The sequence below is a fragment of the Quadrisphaera granulorum genome, from assembly GCF_003149145.1.
Lineage (GTDB): Bacteria > Actinomycetota > Actinomycetes > Actinomycetales > Quadrisphaeraceae > Quadrisphaera > Quadrisphaera granulorum.
Genome location: NZ_QGDQ01000046.1, coordinates 1 through 18,777, shown reverse-complemented (window position 1 = coordinate 18,777; position 18,777 = coordinate 1). Strand labels below are relative to the sequence as shown.

Sequence of the window (18,777 nt, the reverse complement as noted above, 5' to 3'; positions counted from 1 at the left end):
CAGAGCGTTAGCAACTCCATGATGTGGAGGGCCCCGTGCCCGCTCGCAACTCCAGCGGGTCACTCGCCAAGATCGCACCTACTGGCGGACGCTCTAAGTTCTCGGCCGCTCGGCAGGCGCTGGATGGGCTGGGTGCTCCCGTCGGGCCCCGCGACGACGACGTCCACCGGTCGATCATCCCCGCGGGTGCCGGCTCGGCCGACCGGCCTGGGATGCGCCGCCGTCGAGCACCATCCGTCGGATCGCCTGCTCCAGCCATGCCGCGAAGCGATCGACGCTCCACTCGCGGTCCACGAGGAAGTGGTGGGCGGTCTCGATCGAGGTCACGAGGGCGTGGACGTCGGCAGCTTCGTCGAGCTGGTCTTCGGTGATGAGACCTCGGTCGAGCATCCACCTCGCAGCCAGCTGCATGTCGCGGCGTCGGTGCTCCTCGCCCGCGAGGACGAGGTCGCGGACGGTGTCGTCGGTGTCGGCGGCGGCCTTCATGGTCCGGGCGAGGCGACACGAGCGCTCGAGCGCGGCGGCCAGGGCCTGCGCGTACGCGCTGATCGCCGCGTCGGTGTCCGCGATTGCCATGATCTCCCGCATCGCTGCGGCGGAGCCCAGGTCGGTCGCGTCGGCGTCGCCCATGAAGGCGAGCGCGAGTGCCTCGGCGATGAGACGTGACTTCGGGCCGAGCAGGTTCACCGTCTGCACGGACACCCCGGCGGTGGAGGCGATGTCGCGCATCGTCGTCCGCCCGTAGCCGTGCTCGGACATGAGGACGGCGACGGCGCGCAGCACGCGCTCCCGCGTCTGCGCGGCGGCGGCGTCGCGCACCGGGGAGGAGTACGTCCGTGGAGACATCACCTCACCCCTCTCGCTTTCGTTGTACGGTCAGTCTAACGAAACAACTCGGAGGTCCGGTGTCCACGATCCTGGTCTGCAGCACTCCGCTGCACGGGCACGTCACGCCCATGCTCGCCGCAGCGCGCGTCCTGCAGGAGCACGGCCACCGCGTGGTAGTGCTCACCGGCACGCGCTTCGAGCCGCGGGTCGTCGCTGCCGGCCTCGAGTTCGCCCCGCTGGGCAGCGTGGCGGACTTCGACGAGACCGACCCCTCCACGTTCGCGCCGGACCGCCCGCTGCGGGGGCTCGCGCTGAGCCGGTGGCAGGTGGAGCGGACGTTCGTCGAGCCCGTCGCCGACCAGGCCCGCGCGGTGCAGACCGTCCTCGACGCCACCCCGGTGGACGGCGTCCTCGCGGACTGCCTCTTCGGAGGCGTACTGCCGCTGCTCGCGAGGCCGCGCGCCAGCCGCCCGTTCGTGTTTGGCCTCGGGATCGGGCCGCTCGCGCAGCTCAGCCGAGACGTGGCGCCCAGCAACTCGGGCCTCGGGCCGTCGTCGTCGACCTTCGGGAGGATCCGGAACGTGACGATGAACGCCCTCGTCACGCAGGTGCTCTTCCGCTCGACCCAGCGCCTCGCCCAGGCCAAGCTCGCCGAGGTCGGGGCGCCCGCGCTCGACGGGCCCGTCCTCGACCTCAGCGCGCGGTTCGACAGGCTCCTGCAGTTGGGGCCCGCCGAGTTCGAGTACCCGCGCAGCGACCTCCGCCCGAACACCACCTTTATCGGGCCGTTCCCGCCCGCGGCGTCCGGCCGCTCCGGTCCCGGCGAGACGGCTCTGCCCGCGTGGTGGACCGACCTGGACCCCAACCGTCCTCTCGTGCACGTCACGCAGGGCACTCTCGACAACCACGACTTCACCAAGCTCGTACGACCCGCGCTTGACGGGCTCGCGGCCGAGCCCGTCGAAGTGGTCGTCAGCACGGGCGGTCGGCCGGTTTCCGGCCTCGGGCCGCTGCCGGCCAACGCGCACGCGGCCGAGTACCTGCCGTACGGCCAGCTGCTGCCGAGGACCGCCGTCATGGTGACCAACGGCGGCTACGGCGGGACGCTGCTCGCGCTGCGGCACGGCGTCCCCCTCGTCGTCGCCGGTGCCGCGGAGGACAAGCCCGAGGTCGCGGCCCGCGTGGCGCACTTCGGGGTGGGCGTGGACCTGCGGACGGGCAGGCCGTCGCCGTCCCAAGTCAGGGACGCCGTGGTGCGCGTGCTCGGCGATGGGGCGGTGGCGGACCGGGCGCGGGCGATGGGTGAGGCCATCGCGCGCACCGACGCTCCGCGCGCGCTGCTGGAGGCCGTCACGTCGGAGCTCGCCTCCGTCTGACGCGCACTCGGGAGACCGCGTCACGACGGCGCGGCGGTGTGCCGGGCCGCCAGGTCCAGCGCGAGCTCGCGCACCCGCCGCCGCACCTCCTCCGGCGCCACGACCTCCACGTGGTCTCCGAGCTGCAGCAGCTGGCGGACCGACTCGACGTCGTCGTAGGAGACGGTCACCCGCGACCACTCGCCGTCCTCGGATCGCACCTCCGCGAGCCGTGACCCCAGCACGCGACGGGCGAGGTCGAGGCGCTCGGTGCGCAGCCGGGCCTGGACGACGACGCCGCCCGGACCCTCGACGCGCGCCGCAAGCTCCCGCCACACGCTCGCGAGTGACTCGCCGTCGCGCAGCGCTGCGGGCTCGTCCAGCGCTTCGCAGGCGGAGATGCGCTCGACGGCGAACAGCCGCGGCTCGCCCTCGACGTCCGCCACGAGGTACCAGCGTCCCGCCTTGGACGCGAGGCCATACGGGTTCACGGTGACCGGGCTCGGCGCCGCGGCGCCGCTGCGGCGGTAGCTGAGGGCCAGACGGCGGCGTCGCCGGACGTCGAGGGCGAGCCCGCCGATGTCGACGACGACGTCGGCCGCCGCGCTCCGCCAGCCCGTGTTGTCGCTGACCACGAGCTCGCTGAGCGGCACGAGGTCAGCCGGCTCGCCGCGCGTGGGGGTGCGAGCGCGCCGCGCCGCGAGCTTGCGGGTGGCCTGGACGGTCGCAGCGGCCAGGCCCAGCTCCTCCAGGTGCGCTGCGTCCAGCCCGGTGAGCGAGAGGGCCTCCAGCTCTGCCGGCTCCAGGTGCGAGGCGTTGAGGCGCGCACCGGACAGGAGGACGACGCCGCCCCGCCGTCCCCGCTCGGCGTAGACGGGCACACCCGCCGCGGACAGGGCCTCGACGTCGCGAAGCACCGTCCGGCGGGACACCTCGAGCTGCTCGGCGAGCTCGGACGTGGTCATCCGCTCACGGGTCTGCAGCAGCAGGAGCAGGTTGAGGAGTCGCGACGCCTTCACAGCGACATGGTCGGAGGGGCTCTGCAGGTTCTGCAGAAAAGGTGACAGGTTCTGTCGTCGTTCGGCGGTGACGTGGTGCTCGTCAGATGCACTGCCGTCCCGAGGAGATGCCGTGAGCGCACCCAACCTGTTCCTGGTCTACGTCTCCGACGCCGCGCAGGCCGCCGCCTTCTACAGCGACCTGTTCGACATGGCCCCCGTGTTCACCAGCCCCCGCTACATCGCGTTCGAGGTGGCGCCGGGCGTGCTGTTCGCCGTGTGGACGGGCCGCAGCGAGCACGCCGTGCCCGCCACCCGGCGGCTCAGCGAGGTCGGGCTCATGGTTCCCGGAGGGGGTGGCGCGGTGGACGAGGTCTACGCGCGGTGGGTGGTGAAGGGCGTGACCGTGCTCGAGGAGCCCCACGACGAGGTCTTCGGCCGAACCTTCGTCATCACCGACCCCGACGGCAACCTCGTCCGCGTCTCACCCACCGACTGACCGGCTCGCCCTTCGAGGTGGTGCGGAGGTCCTTGATCGTCGCGGGGGGTGTGGCGGGGGCCTGTCAGGGGAGGGCGACGAGGCGGCGCAGGGCGACGGCGGCCAGCGGCGCGTATGCCAGCACCACGAGCGCCGCACCCTCCAGCGCGAGCGTGGTGGTGGAGCCGCCGTCCACCCGGCCGCTCAGCGCCACGCCGTGCTCCAGGCGCAGCCGCCCGCACCGCCGCAGTACGCCCGGCAACGGCATGAACAGCGCGTGCGTCGGCTCGACGCGCCAGGTCCAGCGGCGGGCGTCGTCGTCGACGTCCTCCGCGGTGAAACCCAACCGCAGTCCACCGTGACCGCGGACGACACCCGTCGTCCCCGTCTCCAACCGCACCGTGCTGGACACCACGGACGCGATCTGCGGAGACCACGTCGGCCACAGCGACGGGTCGGCGTACCGCTCCCAGGCCAGCGGCGGGGGAGCGGCACCCGTGACCGCGAGCTCGCGCCTCACGTCGCCCCGACGACCATCAGGACGACCATCAGGACGACGACGGCAGCGGCACGCCCAGACCCTCGACGACCTCCACGCCCGGCAGCTGGCCGAGCAGCGCCCCGGGCAGGGCGATCTTCGACCGGCGTACTCCGGAGCCGATGACGGCGACGTCGACGTCGAGGACCGCGGCATCGACGAACACCTGCCACTCGGCCGGTAGCCCGACGGGCGTGATGCCGCCGAACTCCATGCCGGAGCCGGCCACCGCGCGGTCGTGGTCGAGGAACGACGCCTTGCGTGCGTCGAGCCGCTTGCGGACCAGTCCGTTGACGTCGGCCCGTGTGGTGGCGAGGACGACGCACCCGGCGATCCGCTCGACCTCGCCGCGACGCCCGGCCACCACCACGCAGTTGGCCATGATCGACGCAGGAGCGCCTGTGGCCTCGACCAGGGCGGCGGTGTCGGCGAGCTGCGGGTCGATCTCGGCGACGAGCACCTGCTGTGCCGCCTCACCTGCCGTCTCGCCCCACGCCTCCAGCGCTGCCGCGACCGGCGGCGCGAGGAGGTCCGTGCGGGTCAGCGCGGGGACCCAGGCGAGCCCGCCGGGGCCTGTGACCTGCTGCCCCGAGAGCCCGGCGGTCATGCGGGCACCTGGTACGTCGGCGTCAGCGTGGCCCGGGCGATGGTGTGGAACAGCGCCGTGAACGCCACCACCGTGGGGGTGGCGGACGCGTCGAGGCCGAGGTCGTCGGTGTCGAGCGCGTGCACCGCGAAGACGTAGCGGTGCGGGCGGTCACCGGGCGGCGGGGCGGCGCCCGTGAACGACGCCCCTCCGACGTCGTTGCGGACGGCGGTGCCGCCGCCCAGCAGCACGCTGCCCTCGTCGCCGGCGCCGGTGGGCAGCTCGGTGACGGACGCGGGAATGCCGAAGACGGTCCAGTGCCAGAACCCGGCGGGGGTGGGCGCGTCAGGGTCGAAGCAGCTCACCACGAACGACTTCGTCTCCGCGGGAAACCCGCTCCAGCTCAGCTGCGGCGAGGTGCTGCCGCCCTCGGCGGAATGGCGGTCGGCCATCGGCTCGCCGTCGGTGACGTCGGTGCTGGTCACGGTGAACGACGGCACAGGGGGCAGCTGGCCGTAGGGCTCGGGTGCGAGGGGACGGTCGAGGTCCACGGGTCTCCTCAGAAGAAGGTCGTCACGGTCGATCGTCCGTCGGGATCGACGGGCGCCACCGATGAGCCTGCCGCAGCGCCGAAGGCATCAGGCGGGGTGGTCCTGGGCAGGTGATCCGACCGACGGTTCCTGTACCGGACCGTGGCGCCCGTCGGCGGTCTCGTCGACCACCTCGTCGACGCCGTGCCCAGGCAGCTCAGCCGCCGCCGCGGGTGACGGGTCGTCCTCGGAGGCGTCCAGGTCGGCGGCCACGCCGAAGGGGTCCGCGGCGGCACGCTGGTCGGGATCGCTGCTCACACCGTCACTGTGCCGCGCGCTCGGCCCGAGCGCACACCCGCCGTCGTCGTCCTCGGAGTACCCCGCAGTTCCCCGGTGCTGGCCGGAGCACCCCGAATGGGCGGCGCTCGACGGGTCCGGTGGGCCGTCGTCGCCTACCCTGTCCCCGATGATCCCCGTGCTCGCCGCCGCCTCTTCCGCCGACGGCACGTCCACCGGCCCCGACCTCACGGGGCTGTCGGGCTGGGTCGCTGACGTCATGGACGCCCTCGGCTGGCCGGGCGTCTTCCTCCTCACGCTGCTGGAGACGGTGTTCCCGCCGATCCCCAGTGAGGTGGTGCTGCCGCTGGGCGGGTTCCTCGCCTACGACGGCCGGATGAACCTCGCCGCCGTGTTCGTGGCGGCGACGGCGGGCGGTGTGCTCGGTGCGTACCTGCTCTACGAGCTCGCCCGACGCATCGGGCAGCGGCGCTCCATCGCGCTGCTGGCCAAGATGCCCCTGGTCGACGAGGACGACGCCGACGCCGCCAACCGCTGGTTCCGCCGCCACGGCCGCTCGGCGGTCTTCTTCGGCCGGCTGATCCCCGGCGTGCGCAGCCTCATCTCCCTGCCGGCCGGCGCCGCGGAGATGCCCCTCGGCCAGTTCCTCCTCTACACCTCCGCCGGCACCGCCCTGTGGAACGCGCTGCTCATTGGCGGCGGGTACGCGCTGGGCTCCCAGTGGGACCGCGTCTCCGGCTACGCCGACGTCTTCGACAAGGTGGTGATCGGCGCCGTCGTCGTCGCCGTCCTCCTGCTCGTCGTGCGGCAGGTCCGTAAGTACCGGGCCAAGCGGGCCGTCGCCCGCTGAGGTGATCCGCTGAGGTGAACCGCGAGGTCGTCGTCCTGCTCCCCTGAAGCGGGGCGCGGTACCTGCCGATGGACGGGCGTGACCTGCCACCGCGACGGCGCCCGCCACTGCTCCTGCGCCCCAGCGCCCCTCGACCAGGGGCCGCGCCTGGAGCTGCACAGCTTCGACCCCCGCGCGCACGCGGTGCTGGGCATGCTCGCGGCGCCGCTGGCCGTCGAGGTGCTCCGCGTCGCGCAGACGGCGTCCGTGGTCCGCGGTGACATCGCCATGCTCCTCGAGACCGTGGCCCGTTCGCTGCCGGCGGCCGCGCTGCCGGTGAGCGGCTCGCTGGGGGTGCCCCTCAGTGGTCCCCTCGGCGGGGTGAGTGTTGCGGGGGAGCGACCCGAGCCCGTGGTCACCCTGCCGATGCGCGCCGAGCTGCTCGACTGCCTCCAGCGGTCGTTGGACCGGCAGCGGCCGGGGACGACGACGGCGCTGGTGTTCTGCGCTGTCGGCGACGGCGACCTGCGCGGCCCCGCCCTGGCCGCCGTGGCCTCTCGCATTCGCGGCAACCTGCGCCGCAGCGACCTGGTCGCCCACTGCGGCCGCGGGCGCTTCGTGGCGCTGCTGCCGGACGTCCCCGTCGACGCCGCCGAGGTGGCGACGGAGCGGATCGTCACGGCGCTGCGCACCTCGCTGGACGAGCCGGTGACCACAGCCGAGGGCATGTTCGTGCTGCGCGCGATGGTCGGCTCGCTGGTGTGCGCGCCCGCCGACGCGGCCCTCCCGGAGGCCGACGTCGACCTGGGCCCTTCCTCCGCGGCCGCGCTGCTCGGTGCCGTCGAGCGCGCCATGGAGAAGGCCTCCCAGGCGCACCTCTGACCGTCTTCTGCGCGTCTTCTCCGCCCCCGCAGCGCCCGCGATGTCCGACCTCGGGCAGCTGCGGGCAAGGGAGGTGAAGATCTGCGAGAGGATGGAGTGTGAGCTCCGCCCCCGCCAGCACCTCGTCAGACCTGTCCGCCACCTCCGTGTCCGCCTCCTCCGTGTCAGGCCCAGCGTCGCTCGACGTCGACGCTCCCGGCCTGCGTTTCGCCGACCTGGGCCTCGGCCCGGAGCTGCTCGCGGCACTGAACGACCTCGGCTACGAGGAGCCCACGCCCGTCCAGGCCGAGGCGGTGCCCTACCTGCTCGCCGGGCGTGACCTGCTCGGCCAGGCAGCCACCGGCACCGGCAAGACGGCGGCGTTCGCGCTGCCGCTGCTGCAGCGCCTCGCCGACGCGAGCCGCACCGGCGAGCCCGCAGGCAAGGGCCCGTCGGCCCTGGTGCTGGCCCCGACCCGCGAGCTGGCGCTGCAGGTGGCCACGGCCACGGAGTCCTACGGCGCGGGCCTCGGCGTGCGCGTTCTCGCGGTCTACGGTGGCGCGCCCATCGGCGGGCAGCTGCGCGAGCTGCAGCGCGGGGTCGACGTCGTCGTCGGTACCCCGGGCCGCGTGCTCGACCACCTCAGCCGGGGCAGCCTGGACCTTTCCGGTGTGCGCACCGTCGTCCTCGACGAAGCCGACGAGATGCTCGACGCCGGCTTCCAGGAGGAGATCGAGGGCATCCTCGAGCAGGCCCCCCGCGACCGGCAGACGGTGCTGTTCAGCGCCACGATGGCGGGGCGCATCGAGAAGATCGCCCGCACCCACCAGACCGACCCCGTGCGCGTGGTGCTGCAGCGCGAGGTCCCCGCGAGCGGTGCTCCGCTGGTGGAGCAGCGCGCCCACGTGGTGCAGCGCGCGTGGAAGCTGCCGGCGCTGCGCCGCGTGCTCGACGTCGAGGCCCCCACCGCCGCGATCATCTTCTGCCGCAGCCGCGGCGAGGTCGACGAACTCACCGAGTCCCTCAACGGCCGCGGCATGCGCGCCGAGGCGCTCCACGGCGGCATGAGCCAGGACCAGCGAGACCGCGTCATGGGTCGCCTGCGCGCCGGGGTCGCGCAGCTGCTCGTGGCCACCGACGTCGCCGCCCGCGGTCTCGACGTCGAGCAGCTCACCCACGTCATCAACTACGACGTGCCCGCCTCCTCCGAGGCGTACGTGCACCGCATCGGGCGCGTGGGCCGCGGCGGCCGCACCGGCGTCGCCATCACCATCGCCGAGCCCCGCGAAGCTCGGTACATCAACGGGCTCGAGCGCGCCTCGCGCGGCTCCATCGCCGTCCTGCCCGTCCCTACCGCCGCCACGCTGCGCGAGCGCCGCGCCGAGCGCACCGCCGCAGCCCTGCAGGCCGCCGAGGTCGACGGCGCAGCGCGCGAGCTCGCCGCGAAGCTCACCGCAGAGCGAGACCCGGCCGAGGTGCTGGCCGCCGCCCTGGTGCTGCTGGCCGAGGCCAAGGGCGAGCGCGGCGAGGAGCCCGACGTGCCGGACGCCTCCTCCGGCCGCCCGCCCCGTTCCGGGCCGCGCGCCGGCGCCGAGTGGTCCGAGCGGTCCGCGCGTCCCGTCGGCGGTGCGCGCGGCGAAGGGCGGCGTGCACCGCACGGCCGACCCTCCGGCCCGGTGGGCGGTGCGCGCAAGCCCCGCGTGGGCGGCGACGTCTCCCGTGTGTGGGTGGGCCTGGGTCGTCAGGCCGGGGTGCGCCCTCAGGATCTCGTCGGGGCGGTCACCGGTGAGACCCGACTGGACGGCGGCGAGGTCGGCGCCATCGAGGTGCACGAGCGGTACAGCCTCGTAGAGGTGCCCTCGGGCGCCGTCGACGACGTGGTGAGCGGCCTGCAGAGCGGTCTCATCCGCGGACGCAAGGTGCGCGTGCGCCCCGAGCGTTTCTGACCCCGAGCGTTTCTGACCCGACCCCCGTCCTTCTCGCACTTTCCGCGGCAAGTGCGCGAAGGCGGGCGCGGGTGTCGCACTTGCCGCGGAAAGTGCGAGAAGGCGGGCGCGGGTGTCGCACTTGCCGCGGAAAGTGGCTGCTCGGCGGCATCCTCGCGGAGGGGGGCAGCGCGGCGCTCGGCGGCGTGTTCGGCGCCCTGCCGACCACGATGTTCAGCCAGAACATCGGTCTCGTGGCGCTCACGCAGCAGATGAGCCGCTGGGTGGTGGCCATCGCCGGGGGAGCGCTCGTGGTGCTCGCGATGCTGCCCCAGGTCGCCGGGGTGCTCGCGTCCGTGCCGCCGCCGGTGCTCGGCGGCGGGGTGCTCGTGCTCTTCGGCATGGTCTGCGCCATCGGCATCCAGATGCTCACCAAGGACGGCCTCGACGGGCGCTCGCTGCTCATCGTGGCGCTGTCCGTCGGGCTCGGGCGGGGCATCGCGGCGGCGCCCGACGCCGTCGCCGGCATCACCGGACAGTGGAGCGCGTTGTTCGACAGCGGCATCGTCGTCGCGGCGTTCCTCGCCGTGGTGCTCAACCTCGTGCTGCCGGGGCGCGCGGGGGCGCTGGGCGCTCCGGGGTCACCGGCGGCGGTGGACGTGCGCGATCTCCCGTCCCACGCGGACAACGCCGTCGACGAGGCGCAGGCCGAGCGGTGGCGCCGCGAGATCGAGGAGGTCGACCTCACGGTGCTGGAGGCCGAGGTGGAGCGGCGGCGCAGCACCTCGAGCTGACCGTGCCCTTCCGCACTTGCCGCGGAAAGTGCGTCAACCGATGCGGTGGTGGCGCACTTTCCGCGGAAAGTGCGGGAGGGGGTTACGGGGTGATGTGCGCGCTGGTGAGCACCGGCTGCACCACGGGCGCCACGTAGCCCTGCAGCGGCGAGTGGATCACCACGAGCACCACCGCGGCCACGGCGAACATCGTCGCGACGACGTGCTCCGCGCGGGCGCCGGTCTTGAACAGCCCGGCGCTCAGCCGCGCCGAGTGCCCACCGACCCACGTCAGCGGTACAGGCACGCCACCCACGGTGAGCCAGTCACCGAGGATGTGGACGACGACGCCGCCCGCCACCGCCCACGGCAGCCATTCCAGCGTGTGGCTGGCGGTGCCGGTGACCCACCAGGCGCCCAGCGCCGAGATGACGACGTTGCCGATGACCGTCTGCTCGACCTTTCCGGGGATGACGACGTGCAGCGCTTGCAGCGCCAGCCCGATGCCAAGCGCGATCACCACCATCGAGGCGATCGGGTGGTGCGTGGCGAGCACGGTGAGCAGCCCGAAGATCACCGGGGCGAGCAGCAGGTCGTGCGTGCCCTGACGGTGCCCACCAGCGATCTTGCCGACGACGCTGGCAAGGGTGGTCGTCACCGGACCCCACATCCGCGCGACGGTGGAGCCCGTGGCGCTCGGCATGACACCGCGCCAGTGGATGCCGCCCTGGTCGAGGTCGGGGAGCATCGCGAACCCGCCCCACGCGGCCACCCAGGCCAGCTGCTCGACGGGGCCAGTGACCCCCGCCTGCCCGGCCCACGGCAGCGTCGCTGCGCCCGCGGCCAGGCCTGACATCGCGTGCGAGTGACCCAGCACTCTGCTCGCCTCCCCGATCCTGTCATCGGGTGACCTCGCGGCACCCCGCGTCACACGCTAGTCACGGACGGTGGTGGATGTGGATGCGCCGCGCCGCTGCGAAGGGTCGGTTGGTTGGTCCGGCCGTGCCAGCTGTGCCAGCCGTGCCAGATCTGCCTGGCGGCGCCGTCCGCGCTCAAACTGTCGGAACCACGCCGAAGATGTCGCAACCGTGCCCCACATGTCGGAATGGAGCTCCGATACCGACATCTGCGGCGCCATTGCGACATCTTCGGCACCGCGATGCGGCGCGCAGGTCCTTGATCGTGAAGGAGTGAGAGCGGCCGAGCTTCGCTCACGCCCCTTCGCGCGAGTTCACGCCCCTTCGGCCGAGAAGACGCCCCTTCGGGCGTCTCGATGGGGCGCTTTCTCGCGCGATGGGGCGGGACGAGCAGCACGGCGGATACGCAGTGGCGCGTACGGGCGGCTGCGCTCCCAGGACGACGACGGCGAGCGTCCGCGCTGGCTAGCGTCCAACGGTGACCCCCGCCTCCCCGCCGCCGAGCGCGCCGACGCCCGACCGTGAGGCAGCGGCCGACCGTGAGGCAGCGGCCGACCGTGAGGCAGCGCCCGACCGTGAGGCAGCGCGCCGGGCCCGCGTACGGCTCATGGCGCCGGCGGTCGCGACCGCTGTCGTCCAGCTGCTGGGTTCACGCGTCGCTGTCCTCGCCAGCGGCGCCGACCTGCCTCACCCGGCGTTCTTCCTGCCGGTGCTGCTGGCCGGACCCGCCGCGTTGCTGCTGCGCCGGCGCTTCCCGTATGTGACGCAGGGCATCGCGGCGGTGGCCATGATCGTGTGGCTCGCGGTGACGCAGGTCAGCGGGCCGGTGTGGCTCTCGCTGGCGGTGGCCGCGGTCAGCGCGGCGGCCGGCTCGGCGTCCGGACGCCAGGGAGCCCGGCGGCGCGCCACGGCGTACTGCATCTTGGGCGCAACCTGGGCCGTCGCCTGGCTGGGCCTCCCACTCGCCGGTCGCCTGTTCGTGCCGTGGGCGGCCGTCGCGGGGTCGCTGGCGTGGGTGCTCGTCGTCGTCGCCGTGAGCGAGGGGCTCCGCGCTCGGCGAGCCGCCGCCGCCGACCGCCGCCGCCACGCCGAGCAGGAAGCACTCACCCGCGAGCAGGAGCGCCGCCGCCGCGCCAGCGACGAGCGGCTGGCCGTCGCCCGTGAGCTCCACGACGTCATCGGCCACAGCCTCTCCATGATCACCGTGCAGTCGGGGGTCGCCCTGGAGCTCATGGATGCCCGCCCCGAGGTTGCCCGCGAGGCCCTCACCGCCATCCGCGCCGCGAGCCGCGACGCGCTCGTGGAGGTGCACGGCGTGCTCGCCTCCCTGCGTGGTGAGGACGACGACGCCGCCCAGCGCCCGCCCCGGACCCCCGCCCCTAGCATCGCCGACCTCGACGCCCTCCTCGCGCGCCCCCGCGCCGCCGGCCTGCAGGTCGAGGCGCGCACCGAAGGCGACCTCGCCGGACTGCCCGTGGCTGTGGATCTCGCCGCCGCGCGCATCGTGCAGGAGGCGCTGACCAACGTTGCCCGGCACGCCGGCGGGGCGGCGGCGGCGCGAGTGCTGCTGCGCCGCACGGACGCGGCGCTCGTCGTCGTCGTCGACGACGACGGCCCCGCCACCTCCCACCCCATGCCCACCGGCGGCAACGGAGTTCCCGGCATGCGAGAGCGGGCGGCGGCTCTCGGTGGGCGGCTGGCCGCTGGACCTCGCGAGGGACCCCGAGACCAGGGAGGCTGGCGCGTCGAGGCCGAGCTGCCGCTCACCCACCCCACCACCGACGTCGCTTCAGGAGAACAGCCGTGAGCGTGCGCGTGCTCGTCGCCGATGATCAGCAGCTCGTCCGCGCCGGCTTCGCCGCGCTGCTCGACGCGCAGGACGGCCTCGAGGTGGTCGGTCAGGCCGACGACGGCGAACAGGCGCTCGCGCTGGCACGGGAGCTGCGGCCCGACGTCGTCCTCATGGACATTCGGATGCCGCGCCTCGACGGCATCGAGGCGACCCGGCGCATCACGGCCGATGCGGGGCTGGACGGCGTGCGCGTCGTCGTCCTGACGACCTTCGAGCTGGACGAGTACGTCTTCGACGCGCTGCGCGCGGGCGCCACGGGGTTTCTGGTCAAGCACACCGAGCCGGCGGAGCTGGTCCGCGCGGTGCGGGTGGCCGCCGCGGGGGATGCGCTGCTGAGCCCCGGGGCGACGCGGCGGCTGGTCGCCGAGTTCGCCGCGCGCTCCGCGGCGCCGCCGACCGGTGCGGGACCGCGCGCGGCGGTGCTGGACGTGCTCACCGCACGAGAGCGGGAGGTGATGGCGCTGGTGGCCGAGGGGCTGTCCAACGAGGAGATCGCCGAGCGGCTGGTGCTCAGCCCGGCGACGGCGCGCACGCATGTCGGGCGGGTGCTCGCCAAGCTCGGTGCCCGCGACCGGACGCAGCTCGTGGTGATCGCCTACGAGACGGGGCTCGTGCGACCGGGCTGGCAGGGCGAATGGCGGGGCCTACTGGAGGGCTGACTGCAGGGCCGGCGGAGATGGCCGCTGACTGCGTATCGGGAGCTCGGAAGTGTTGGCCCCTTGGGAGTCACCGCTCGATCACGCTGAAGGGGCACATTTTCCCAAGCTCTTCGGCATGGTCACCGGGGGTGACGGTCGGCTGAGGGCCAGGCACGTACGCCTGCCGGCGCAGCCACGGTGACGCATCCAGGACGACGCGGCGGACGGCCCCGGCGGAGCACCGTGGACGGCATGGACGCACTCCTCACCCACCCGATCACCACCTCCTTCGCGACCTCCGGCTACGCGCCCTGGCAGGACGGCCCCTGGCACGGCGGCCCCTGGCAGGGCGGCCCGTGGCACGGCGGCGGTCCCGGCCCCTGGCTGCTCGTGCCGTTGCTGTTCTGGGTGCTCGTCGTCGGCGCCGTCGTGTTCACCGTCCGGCGGCGCCGCTCCCGCAGCGCCGAGCACGTGCTGCGGGACGCCTTCGCGCGCGGCGAGGTCGACGAGGAGGGCTACCGCGCCCGCCTCGCCGTCCTGCGCGGCACCCGCAAGTAGCCCGTCAGCTCGCTCGTCAGCGGCGGGCGGCGGGGGCCTCGTCGGCCAGGCGGTCGAGGTCGAGGCCCTCGCCGGCGGGCTCGGGCACGGCCAGCTCCTCCTCGGGAGTCTCGCCGTGAGCGGCGGGCGCCGAGGCCTCGGCGCGGGCGAGCATCCGGTGACCGGTCGCGAGGATCGCGATGGCCACGAGGAAGGACGCCGCGCCCACCCAGAACGGCAGCCCGAACCCGCTGGCCGCGGCGAGCTTGCCGGCGACGAACGGCGCGAGGCCGCCGCCGATGAACCGCAGGAAGCCGTACGCCGACGACGCGACCGGCCGCTCCACGGGGGAGACGAGCATCACGGCTTGTGTCATCAGCGTGTTGTTGACGCCGATGAACGCACCCGAGGCGATGGTGGCGGCGACGACGACGGCGGGGTGCTCGACACCGGCCGCGATGACGCCCATGAGCACCGCCAGGCCGGCGAACACGACGTACATCGTGGGAGCGGTGCCGAAGCGCGCCTGCAGGCGCGGAGCGACCCAGACGCTGAACGCCGCGACCAGCAGACCCCACGCGAAGAAGACGAAGCCGAGCTCGTGCACGCCGAGCTCCATCGGGTACGGCGCGTAGCCGAGCAGCGTGAAGAAACCCCAGTTGTAGGCCAACGCCGCCAGCGCCATGGTCAGCAGCGAGCGGTGGCGCAGCGCCTTGAGCGAGGCGAGCACGGGCGTCGGCTTCGCCGGGCGGGGCGTGGAGGGCACGAGCAGCGCCGTCGCCACGAGGGCGATGAGCATCAGCGCGGACACGCCGAAGAACGGGCCTCGCCACGAGATGCCGCCGAGCAGACCACCGACCAGCGGGCCGACGGCGATGCCCAGTCCGAGCGCCGCCTCGTAGAGGATGATCGCTCCGGCGAAGCCGCCGGTGGCGCTGGCGACGATGACGGCGAGCGACGTCGCGATGAAGAGCGCGTTGCCCAGGCCCCAGCCCGCGCGGAACCCGACGATGCCGTCGACCCCTCCGCTGGCGCCTGCCAGCCCGGCGAAGACCACGATCACCGCAAGGCCGGCGATGAGCGTGGTCTTGGCACCAATCCGGCTGGAGACCGCGCCCACGAACAGCATGCCGATGGCGGTCACCACGAGGTAGCTGGTGAACAGCAGCGACACCTGGCTGGGCGTGGCGTGCAGTTGGTCCTTGATGACGGGCAGGATCGGGTCGACCAGGCCGATGCCCATGAAGGAGATGACGCAGGCGAAGGCGACGGCCCAGACGGCGCGCGGCTGCTTCAGCATCTCGCGCATCGACGTGGGGGAGTGGGAGCTCACGGGAGCGGGTCCTTCCAAAGTCTGAAGTGCAGGTCAGGTGGTGTGAGCGCTCAGGCGGGGGTGAGCGCGCCGCGGCGTGCCAGCGCCGACTGCGCGAGCGCCGCCTGGGCCAGGCGCGTGAGGGCGGGGGTGGCGGCCAGCAGCTGCTCGGCGTCGCCGGGCGGGGCGGTGTCGAGAAGGTCCGCGAGGGCGGCGGCGCGGGCGGCGCGGCGCGCGCTCACCAGCTCGCGGCCGGTGTCGGTGAGGACGACGACGGCGGCGCGTCCGTCCTGCGGGTCGGCCGTGCGGGTCACGAGGCCGTCGCGCTCGAGCCGGGCCACCATCTGGCTCATCGCCGGCTGGCTCACGCCCTCGGCGGTGGCCAGGGCGGAGACGCCGGAGCCGCCGTCGCGGGCGAGGCGGGCCAGCAGGGTGGTGGAGGCGAGGCTCAGGTCGCCCGGGGGTGCCAGCCGCCGCGCCCAGCTGAGGAGGTCCTCGAGGGCGGTGGACAGATCGGTTGCTGAAGGCACCCGTTATGTGTATCACTCGCTTATGCATCTGTCCATGCGGGCATGACTGATGGGGACGGGGTGCCACCAAGTGGAGACGACGAGTTCGGCGAGCCTCCCGCGAAGGAGGGGCCTCAGCGCCTAGCGTTTGACCACGGACCGCAGGACCCGAGGAGGCCACCGTGCCCGACCCGAACACTCCCGCCCCCCGCGCCGGAGAGCCGGCGCGGATTACGTGCTCGTGCCCGGTTTGCGGGGCCATGACCCTGCCGGCCGACAGTTTTGATCTGGTGGTGTGCGCTTCCGATGCGGGGCGCAGCTTCTACCAGTTCACCTGTCCCAAGTGCTCTGGGCTGGTGACCAAGCAGGCTTCCGAACGCGTGGTCACAGGCCTGTCGGCCCGCGGCGTGCGCGTGACGAGTATGCCGCTGGAAGCGCTGGAGGCCCACGGCGGCCCCGTGCTCACCATGGACGACCTGCTCGACCTGTCGCTGGCGCTGTCGAAGTCCGACGCCGTCGCAGCAACGCTCTCCGCGACCAGCTGACGCCGCCTGGCGGGGGCGCTCCGCCGCGATGGGGAACTCGTCATCGGTCAAGCGGTCGAACATGCAGAAGACCCGCACCTGAAGTCACTCGGGTGCGGGTCTTCTGCATGATCAGGACCTGAAGTCCAGCAGTGCACCAACGAGCTCCGGCAGATCCGTCCAGTCAAGACCACCGCCGCTGCCCTCCGCCGAGAGAGCCCGCGCGAACTGCAGCGCGCCGGACCAGCTCTGGTCCTGCAGCCGGCGCCCCGGGATCAGCCAGACCGGAGCCGCGCTGCTGCCGGGAACCGGCGCGGCGGCCTCGTCTCCGTCAGACGAAGCAGCGGGCGGCACGTCAGAGGTCGTGGCGGGCAGGGCGTCGAGCGCTGTCGCCAACGCCAGCCCGTACGGCGTCCAGAGCCCGTCACCGACCAACAGCCGCTCGCGCAGGTCGAGCGCCAGCGGGATAAGGGCTCGCGCTGACGCGGTGGGCCGTCGCCGCGGCGGGGGGCTCAGCCAGCCGCGCTCGGCGGCGTCGCGACGCAGAGCCCGTTCCGCCCGGCTCAGGCCGCTGGAGGAGCGCAGGTCGTCGACGTCGTCGAGGTCCCGAAGCTCGCGCCGTGTGCGGGCCGCCGGCGCCGTCACGCAGCGCACCGCGTCGAGCAGCCGCTCCTCGTGCGAGCGCAGGCCGGCGCCGGAGCTGCCGTCGCCGTCGTCGTCGTCCTTGATGACCTCCAGCCGCCACGACGGCTCCACCTGGAACCGGTTCGGCGAGGTGCACTCCACGCGCAGGCACCCGCGGGCCGCCAGCCCCAACAACCCTGCGGCGGTCAGTCGTGGGTGCGAGCGGCGCTGCAGGAGCAGGCCCACTTCGGCCGGGGGAACGGAGACCAGCGGGCTCACCACCGGGGGATCTTCTCCTGCGCCGCTGCGCCTGCGGCAGTCACCATGGCCCGGTGCATGACGACGACGACTGGCGTGACCAGCGCGGCGAGACCGCCCTGCGGCAGCTCGACAGGCACTGGGCGGAGCTGCTGCAGGAGCTGCGGGTGGTCCAGACCGGTGTGCAGGTGCTCACCGGCTTCCTGTTGACGCTGCCGTTCCAGCAGCGCTTCGAGGGCGCTTCGACCTGGCAGGTGGTGCTCTACCTCGTGGCGGTGGGCTTCGCCGTGCTGGCGACGGCGCTCTTCGCGGCGCCGGTCAGCGTCCATCGCGCGCTGTTCCGGCGTCGCGCTCGCGGTGAGCTGGTGATGGTCGGGCATCGCTGCGCGGTGGCCGGGTTGATGTGCTTGGCGGGGGCGCTGGTCGCCGTTGTCCTGCTGGTGGTGGCGGTGCTGCTCGGCGGGGTCGCGGGGGTGGTCGCGGGCGGGGTGGCGGCGGTGGTGTTCGCGGGTCTGTGGGGTGTGCTGCCGCTCACCCTGCGTCGCCGCGCCCTGCTCGCTGCCACCCCTCCCCGTGCGTGATCGAGCCTGTTGCGGTTTGTGTGGGCCGTGATCGGGGGTGCGTAGCACCCCCGTGAAGGGCCTGTGCTCGATGCTGCGGCCCTGACCGGCCGGACCCCCTGAGCCATCAGCTCAGCCGGGGCGGGCTCTAGGGTGCACCGGGCCCACCCCGGCCGCAGTGGGCCCGGGGTGGGCCCTACCCGCTCTTTAGAAGCCCCCGGCTGCCAGCGCCATCGGCAGGCTCAGCCCCGCGGCACACACCCGCCGGGTGATCTTGGTCATGTTGTGGACCGCAGCGGTGAACCTCACCTGCCGCCGCACCGCGCCCAGCCCCCGCCGACGCATCCTCGCTAAATCCAGATTCATCTTGTCCTGCCCGAACACCGGCTCCACCGTGCGCCCCCGCCGCGCGTACAGCGCCTTGCCCTCTTCGGTGCGTAACCGCTGCTGCACCTTGTCGGTGTGCGGCAGGTGCTCGGTGGAACGGTCCCCGGCTGGGTCAGCACCCAACCGTTGGGACTGGTCACTGGCCAGCGGCGCCAGCACGTCCACGTCCCGCTCAGCCATCGCCGCGAAGGTCTCCTCGTTGGCCTAGCCCGCATCAGCGAGCACCACTCCCAGTTCCAGATCACTGCCGCCACCGCCACCGCCGCCGCCACCACCGCCACTGCCGCCGGCAGCCCCGCCGCCGCCACCGCCACCGCCACTGCGACTGCCGCCGGCAGCCCCGTCAGCAGTCCCGTCAGCAGTCCCGTCGACGTTCTGACCAGCGTTCTGACCAGCGTTCTGACCAGCGTTCTGACCAGCGTTCTGACCAGCGTTCTGACCAGTAGTGCTCTCACCAGCATCAACACCGCTGCTCGCCGCGGTGTCCGCCTGGATGTCGGTCGCGGTCGCGGTGCTCGTGTTCGCCGCGGTGGTCGTGTTCGCCGCGGTGGTCGTGTTCGCGGTGGTCGTGTTCGCCGGGGTGGTTGCGCGCAGGGCGTCCAGGGTGGCCTTGACCGCGTCCACTGACTCCGGCAGCTGGTGATGATCAGTGCCGTCCTGA

22 protein-coding genes and 1 pseudogene are annotated in these 18,777 nt (G+C 73.5%); 11 read left to right on the top strand and 12 right to left on the bottom strand.

Going from position 1 to position 18,777, the window contains the following annotated elements; genetic code table 11:
- Nucleotides 1-174: 174 nt before the first annotated feature.
- A complete protein-coding gene (locus BXY45_RS21875) occupies nucleotides 175-846 on the bottom strand; it encodes a TetR/AcrR family transcriptional regulator (protein ID WP_109776654.1) in 672 nt (223 codons plus the stop codon).
- A gap of 59 nt (nucleotides 847-905) precedes the next feature.
- Between BXY45_RS21875 and BXY45_RS21870 the strand changes: the two genes are divergently transcribed.
- Nucleotides 906-2,204 (top strand): glycosyltransferase, encoded by a 1,299-nt coding sequence (locus BXY45_RS21870; RefSeq protein WP_109776653.1) that lies wholly within the window; start codon nucleotides 906-908, stop codon nucleotides 2,202-2,204.
- A gap of 20 nt (nucleotides 2,205-2,224) precedes the next feature.
- Here the strand turns inward: BXY45_RS21870 and BXY45_RS21865 are convergent, their stop codons facing one another.
- Nucleotides 2,225-3,202 (bottom strand): helix-turn-helix transcriptional regulator, encoded by a 978-nt coding sequence (locus tag BXY45_RS21865; protein ID WP_109776652.1) that lies wholly within the window; start codon nucleotides 3,200-3,202, stop codon nucleotides 2,225-2,227.
- A 112-nt stretch (nucleotides 3,203-3,314) separates the two neighbouring features.
- Here BXY45_RS21865 and BXY45_RS21860 point away from each other — a divergent pair, with 112 nt between their 5' ends.
- Nucleotides 3,315-3,680 carry a VOC family protein gene (locus BXY45_RS21860; protein WP_109776651.1) on the top strand — a complete coding sequence of 122 codons (366 nt, stop codon included), beginning with the start codon at nucleotides 3,315-3,317 and terminating at the stop codon, nucleotides 3,678-3,680.
- A 64-nt stretch (nucleotides 3,681-3,744) separates the two neighbouring features.
- On the opposite strand, the gene BXY45_RS21855 is transcribed toward BXY45_RS21860, so the two are convergent.
- The 4 genes from BXY45_RS21855 to BXY45_RS23015 all read right to left on the bottom strand — a co-directional run bounded on the left by BXY45_RS21855 (nucleotide 3,745) and on the right by BXY45_RS23015 (nucleotide 5,631).
- Nucleotides 3,745-4,179, bottom strand: coding sequence for an SRPBCC family protein (locus tag BXY45_RS21855; RefSeq protein ID WP_109776650.1), 435 nt, complete (start codon nucleotides 4,177-4,179; stop codon nucleotides 3,745-3,747).
- A 28-nt stretch (nucleotides 4,180-4,207) separates the two neighbouring features.
- Nucleotides 4,208-4,804, bottom strand: coding sequence for a YbaK/EbsC family protein (locus BXY45_RS21850; protein WP_109776649.1), 597 nt, complete (start codon nucleotides 4,802-4,804; stop codon nucleotides 4,208-4,210).
- Nucleotides 4,801-5,334: a YbhB/YbcL family Raf kinase inhibitor-like protein gene (locus BXY45_RS21845; protein WP_109776648.1), complete on the bottom strand. Its 534-nt coding sequence runs from the start codon at nucleotides 5,332-5,334 to the stop codon at nucleotides 4,801-4,803. Before BXY45_RS21845 ends, BXY45_RS21850 begins: the two co-directional genes overlap by 4 nt.
- An 87-nt stretch (nucleotides 5,335-5,421) precedes the next feature.
- Complete coding sequence (locus BXY45_RS23015) at nucleotides 5,422-5,631, bottom strand: hypothetical protein (protein ID WP_146211327.1); 210 nt, start codon at nucleotides 5,629-5,631, stop codon at nucleotides 5,422-5,424.
- 148 nt (nucleotides 5,632-5,779) lie between these two features.
- Between BXY45_RS23015 and BXY45_RS21835 the strand changes: the two genes are divergently transcribed.
- The 4 genes from BXY45_RS21835 to BXY45_RS21820 all read left to right on the top strand — a co-directional run bounded on the left by BXY45_RS21835 (nucleotide 5,780) and on the right by BXY45_RS21820 (nucleotide 10,019).
- Nucleotides 5,780-6,460 (top strand): DedA family protein, encoded by a 681-nt coding sequence (locus tag BXY45_RS21835; RefSeq protein ID WP_109776646.1) that lies wholly within the window; start codon nucleotides 5,780-5,782, stop codon nucleotides 6,458-6,460.
- A 78-nt stretch (nucleotides 6,461-6,538) separates the two neighbouring features.
- Complete coding sequence (locus BXY45_RS21830; protein WP_109776645.1) at nucleotides 6,539-7,321, top strand: diguanylate cyclase domain-containing protein; 783 nt, start codon at nucleotides 6,539-6,541, stop codon at nucleotides 7,319-7,321.
- Between the two features lie 131 nt (nucleotides 7,322-7,452).
- Complete coding sequence (locus tag BXY45_RS21825; RefSeq protein WP_425468347.1) at nucleotides 7,453-9,246, top strand: DEAD/DEAH box helicase; 1,794 nt, start codon at nucleotides 7,453-7,455, stop codon at nucleotides 9,244-9,246.
- A gap of 71 nt (nucleotides 9,247-9,317) precedes the next feature.
- The gene (locus BXY45_RS21820; protein WP_170131677.1) at nucleotides 9,318-10,019 is read left to right on the top strand and encodes a solute carrier family 23 protein; all 702 of its coding nucleotides are present in this window, start codon (nucleotides 9,318-9,320) and stop codon (nucleotides 10,017-10,019) included.
- Between the two features lie 82 nt (nucleotides 10,020-10,101).
- On the opposite strand, the gene BXY45_RS21815 is transcribed toward BXY45_RS21820, so the two are convergent.
- Complete coding sequence (locus tag BXY45_RS21815) at nucleotides 10,102-10,875, bottom strand: metal-dependent hydrolase (protein WP_109776643.1); 774 nt, start codon at nucleotides 10,873-10,875, stop codon at nucleotides 10,102-10,104.
- Between the two features lie 518 nt (nucleotides 10,876-11,393).
- Between BXY45_RS21815 and BXY45_RS21810 the strand changes: the two genes are divergently transcribed.
- From BXY45_RS21810 to BXY45_RS21800, 3 genes are all read left to right on the top strand, one after another.
- The gene (locus BXY45_RS21810; protein WP_109776642.1) at nucleotides 11,394-12,722 is read left to right on the top strand and encodes a sensor histidine kinase; all 1,329 of its coding nucleotides are present in this window, start codon (nucleotides 11,394-11,396) and stop codon (nucleotides 12,720-12,722) included.
- A complete protein-coding gene (locus tag BXY45_RS21805; RefSeq protein ID WP_109776641.1) occupies nucleotides 12,719-13,426 on the top strand; it encodes a response regulator in 708 nt (235 codons plus the stop codon). The genes BXY45_RS21810 and BXY45_RS21805 overlap by 4 nt, the downstream gene beginning before the upstream one ends.
- 231 nt (nucleotides 13,427-13,657) lie before the next feature.
- Nucleotides 13,658-13,963, top strand: coding sequence for an SHOCT domain-containing protein (locus tag BXY45_RS21800; RefSeq protein WP_146211326.1), 306 nt, complete (start codon nucleotides 13,658-13,660; stop codon nucleotides 13,961-13,963).
- A gap of 16 nt (nucleotides 13,964-13,979) precedes the next feature.
- On the opposite strand, the gene BXY45_RS21795 is transcribed toward BXY45_RS21800, so the two are convergent.
- Both BXY45_RS21795 and BXY45_RS21790 read right to left on the bottom strand, forming a co-directional pair.
- Nucleotides 13,980-15,275, bottom strand: coding sequence for an MFS transporter (locus BXY45_RS21795; protein ID WP_245961969.1), 1,296 nt, complete (start codon nucleotides 15,273-15,275; stop codon nucleotides 13,980-13,982).
- 50 nt (nucleotides 15,276-15,325) lie between these two features.
- Nucleotides 15,326-15,784, bottom strand: a complete 459-nt coding sequence (locus BXY45_RS21790) for a MarR family winged helix-turn-helix transcriptional regulator (protein WP_109776639.1) — start codon at nucleotides 15,782-15,784, stop codon at nucleotides 15,326-15,328.
- A 161-nt stretch (nucleotides 15,785-15,945) separates the two neighbouring features.
- Here BXY45_RS21790 and BXY45_RS21785 point away from each other — a divergent pair, with 161 nt between their 5' ends.
- Nucleotides 15,946-16,308, top strand: coding sequence for a hypothetical protein (locus BXY45_RS21785; protein ID WP_146211325.1), 363 nt, complete (start codon nucleotides 15,946-15,948; stop codon nucleotides 16,306-16,308).
- Nucleotides 16,309-16,419: 111 nt separating this feature from the next.
- Here the strand turns inward: BXY45_RS21785 and BXY45_RS21780 are convergent, their stop codons facing one another.
- On the bottom strand, nucleotides 16,420-17,193 hold the full coding sequence (locus BXY45_RS21780) for a DUF2207 domain-containing protein (RefSeq protein ID WP_109776637.1): 774 nt from the start codon (nucleotides 17,191-17,193) through the stop codon (nucleotides 16,420-16,422).
- 50 nt (nucleotides 17,194-17,243) lie between these two features.
- Between BXY45_RS21780 and BXY45_RS21775 the strand changes: the two genes are divergently transcribed.
- Nucleotides 17,244-17,750, top strand: coding sequence for a DUF6328 family protein (locus BXY45_RS21775; RefSeq protein WP_109776636.1), 507 nt, complete (start codon nucleotides 17,244-17,246; stop codon nucleotides 17,748-17,750).
- Nucleotides 17,751-17,936: 186 nt separating this feature from the next.
- On the opposite strand, the gene BXY45_RS21770 is transcribed toward BXY45_RS21775, so the two are convergent.
- Together BXY45_RS21770 and BXY45_RS21765 are read right to left on the bottom strand one after the other, a co-directional pair.
- A complete protein-coding gene (locus tag BXY45_RS21770; protein ID WP_109776635.1) occupies nucleotides 17,937-18,296 on the bottom strand; it encodes a transposase in 360 nt (119 codons plus the stop codon).
- 24 nt (nucleotides 18,297-18,320) lie between these two features.
- A pseudogene (locus tag BXY45_RS21765) lies at nucleotides 18,321-18,777 on the bottom strand (hypothetical protein); the annotation flags it as partial.

Coding starts and splice junctions, on each gene's coding strand:
- BXY45_RS21875 (WP_109776654.1), bottom strand. CDS start 846: ATGTCTCCACGGACGTACTCCTCCCCGGTGCGCGACGCCGCCGCCGCG.
- BXY45_RS21850 (WP_109776649.1), bottom strand. CDS start 4,804: ATGACCGCCGGGCTCTCGGGGCAGCAGGTCACAGGCCCCGGCGGGCTC.
- BXY45_RS21835 (WP_109776646.1), top strand. CDS start 5,780: ATGATCCCCGTGCTCGCCGCCGCCTCTTCCGCCGACGGCACGTCCACC.
- BXY45_RS21800 (WP_146211326.1), top strand. CDS start 13,658: ATGGACGCACTCCTCACCCACCCGATCACCACCTCCTTCGCGACCTCC.
- BXY45_RS21770 (WP_109776635.1), bottom strand. CDS start 18,296: ATGGCTGAGCGGGACGTGGACGTGCTGGCGCCGCTGGCCAGTGACCAG.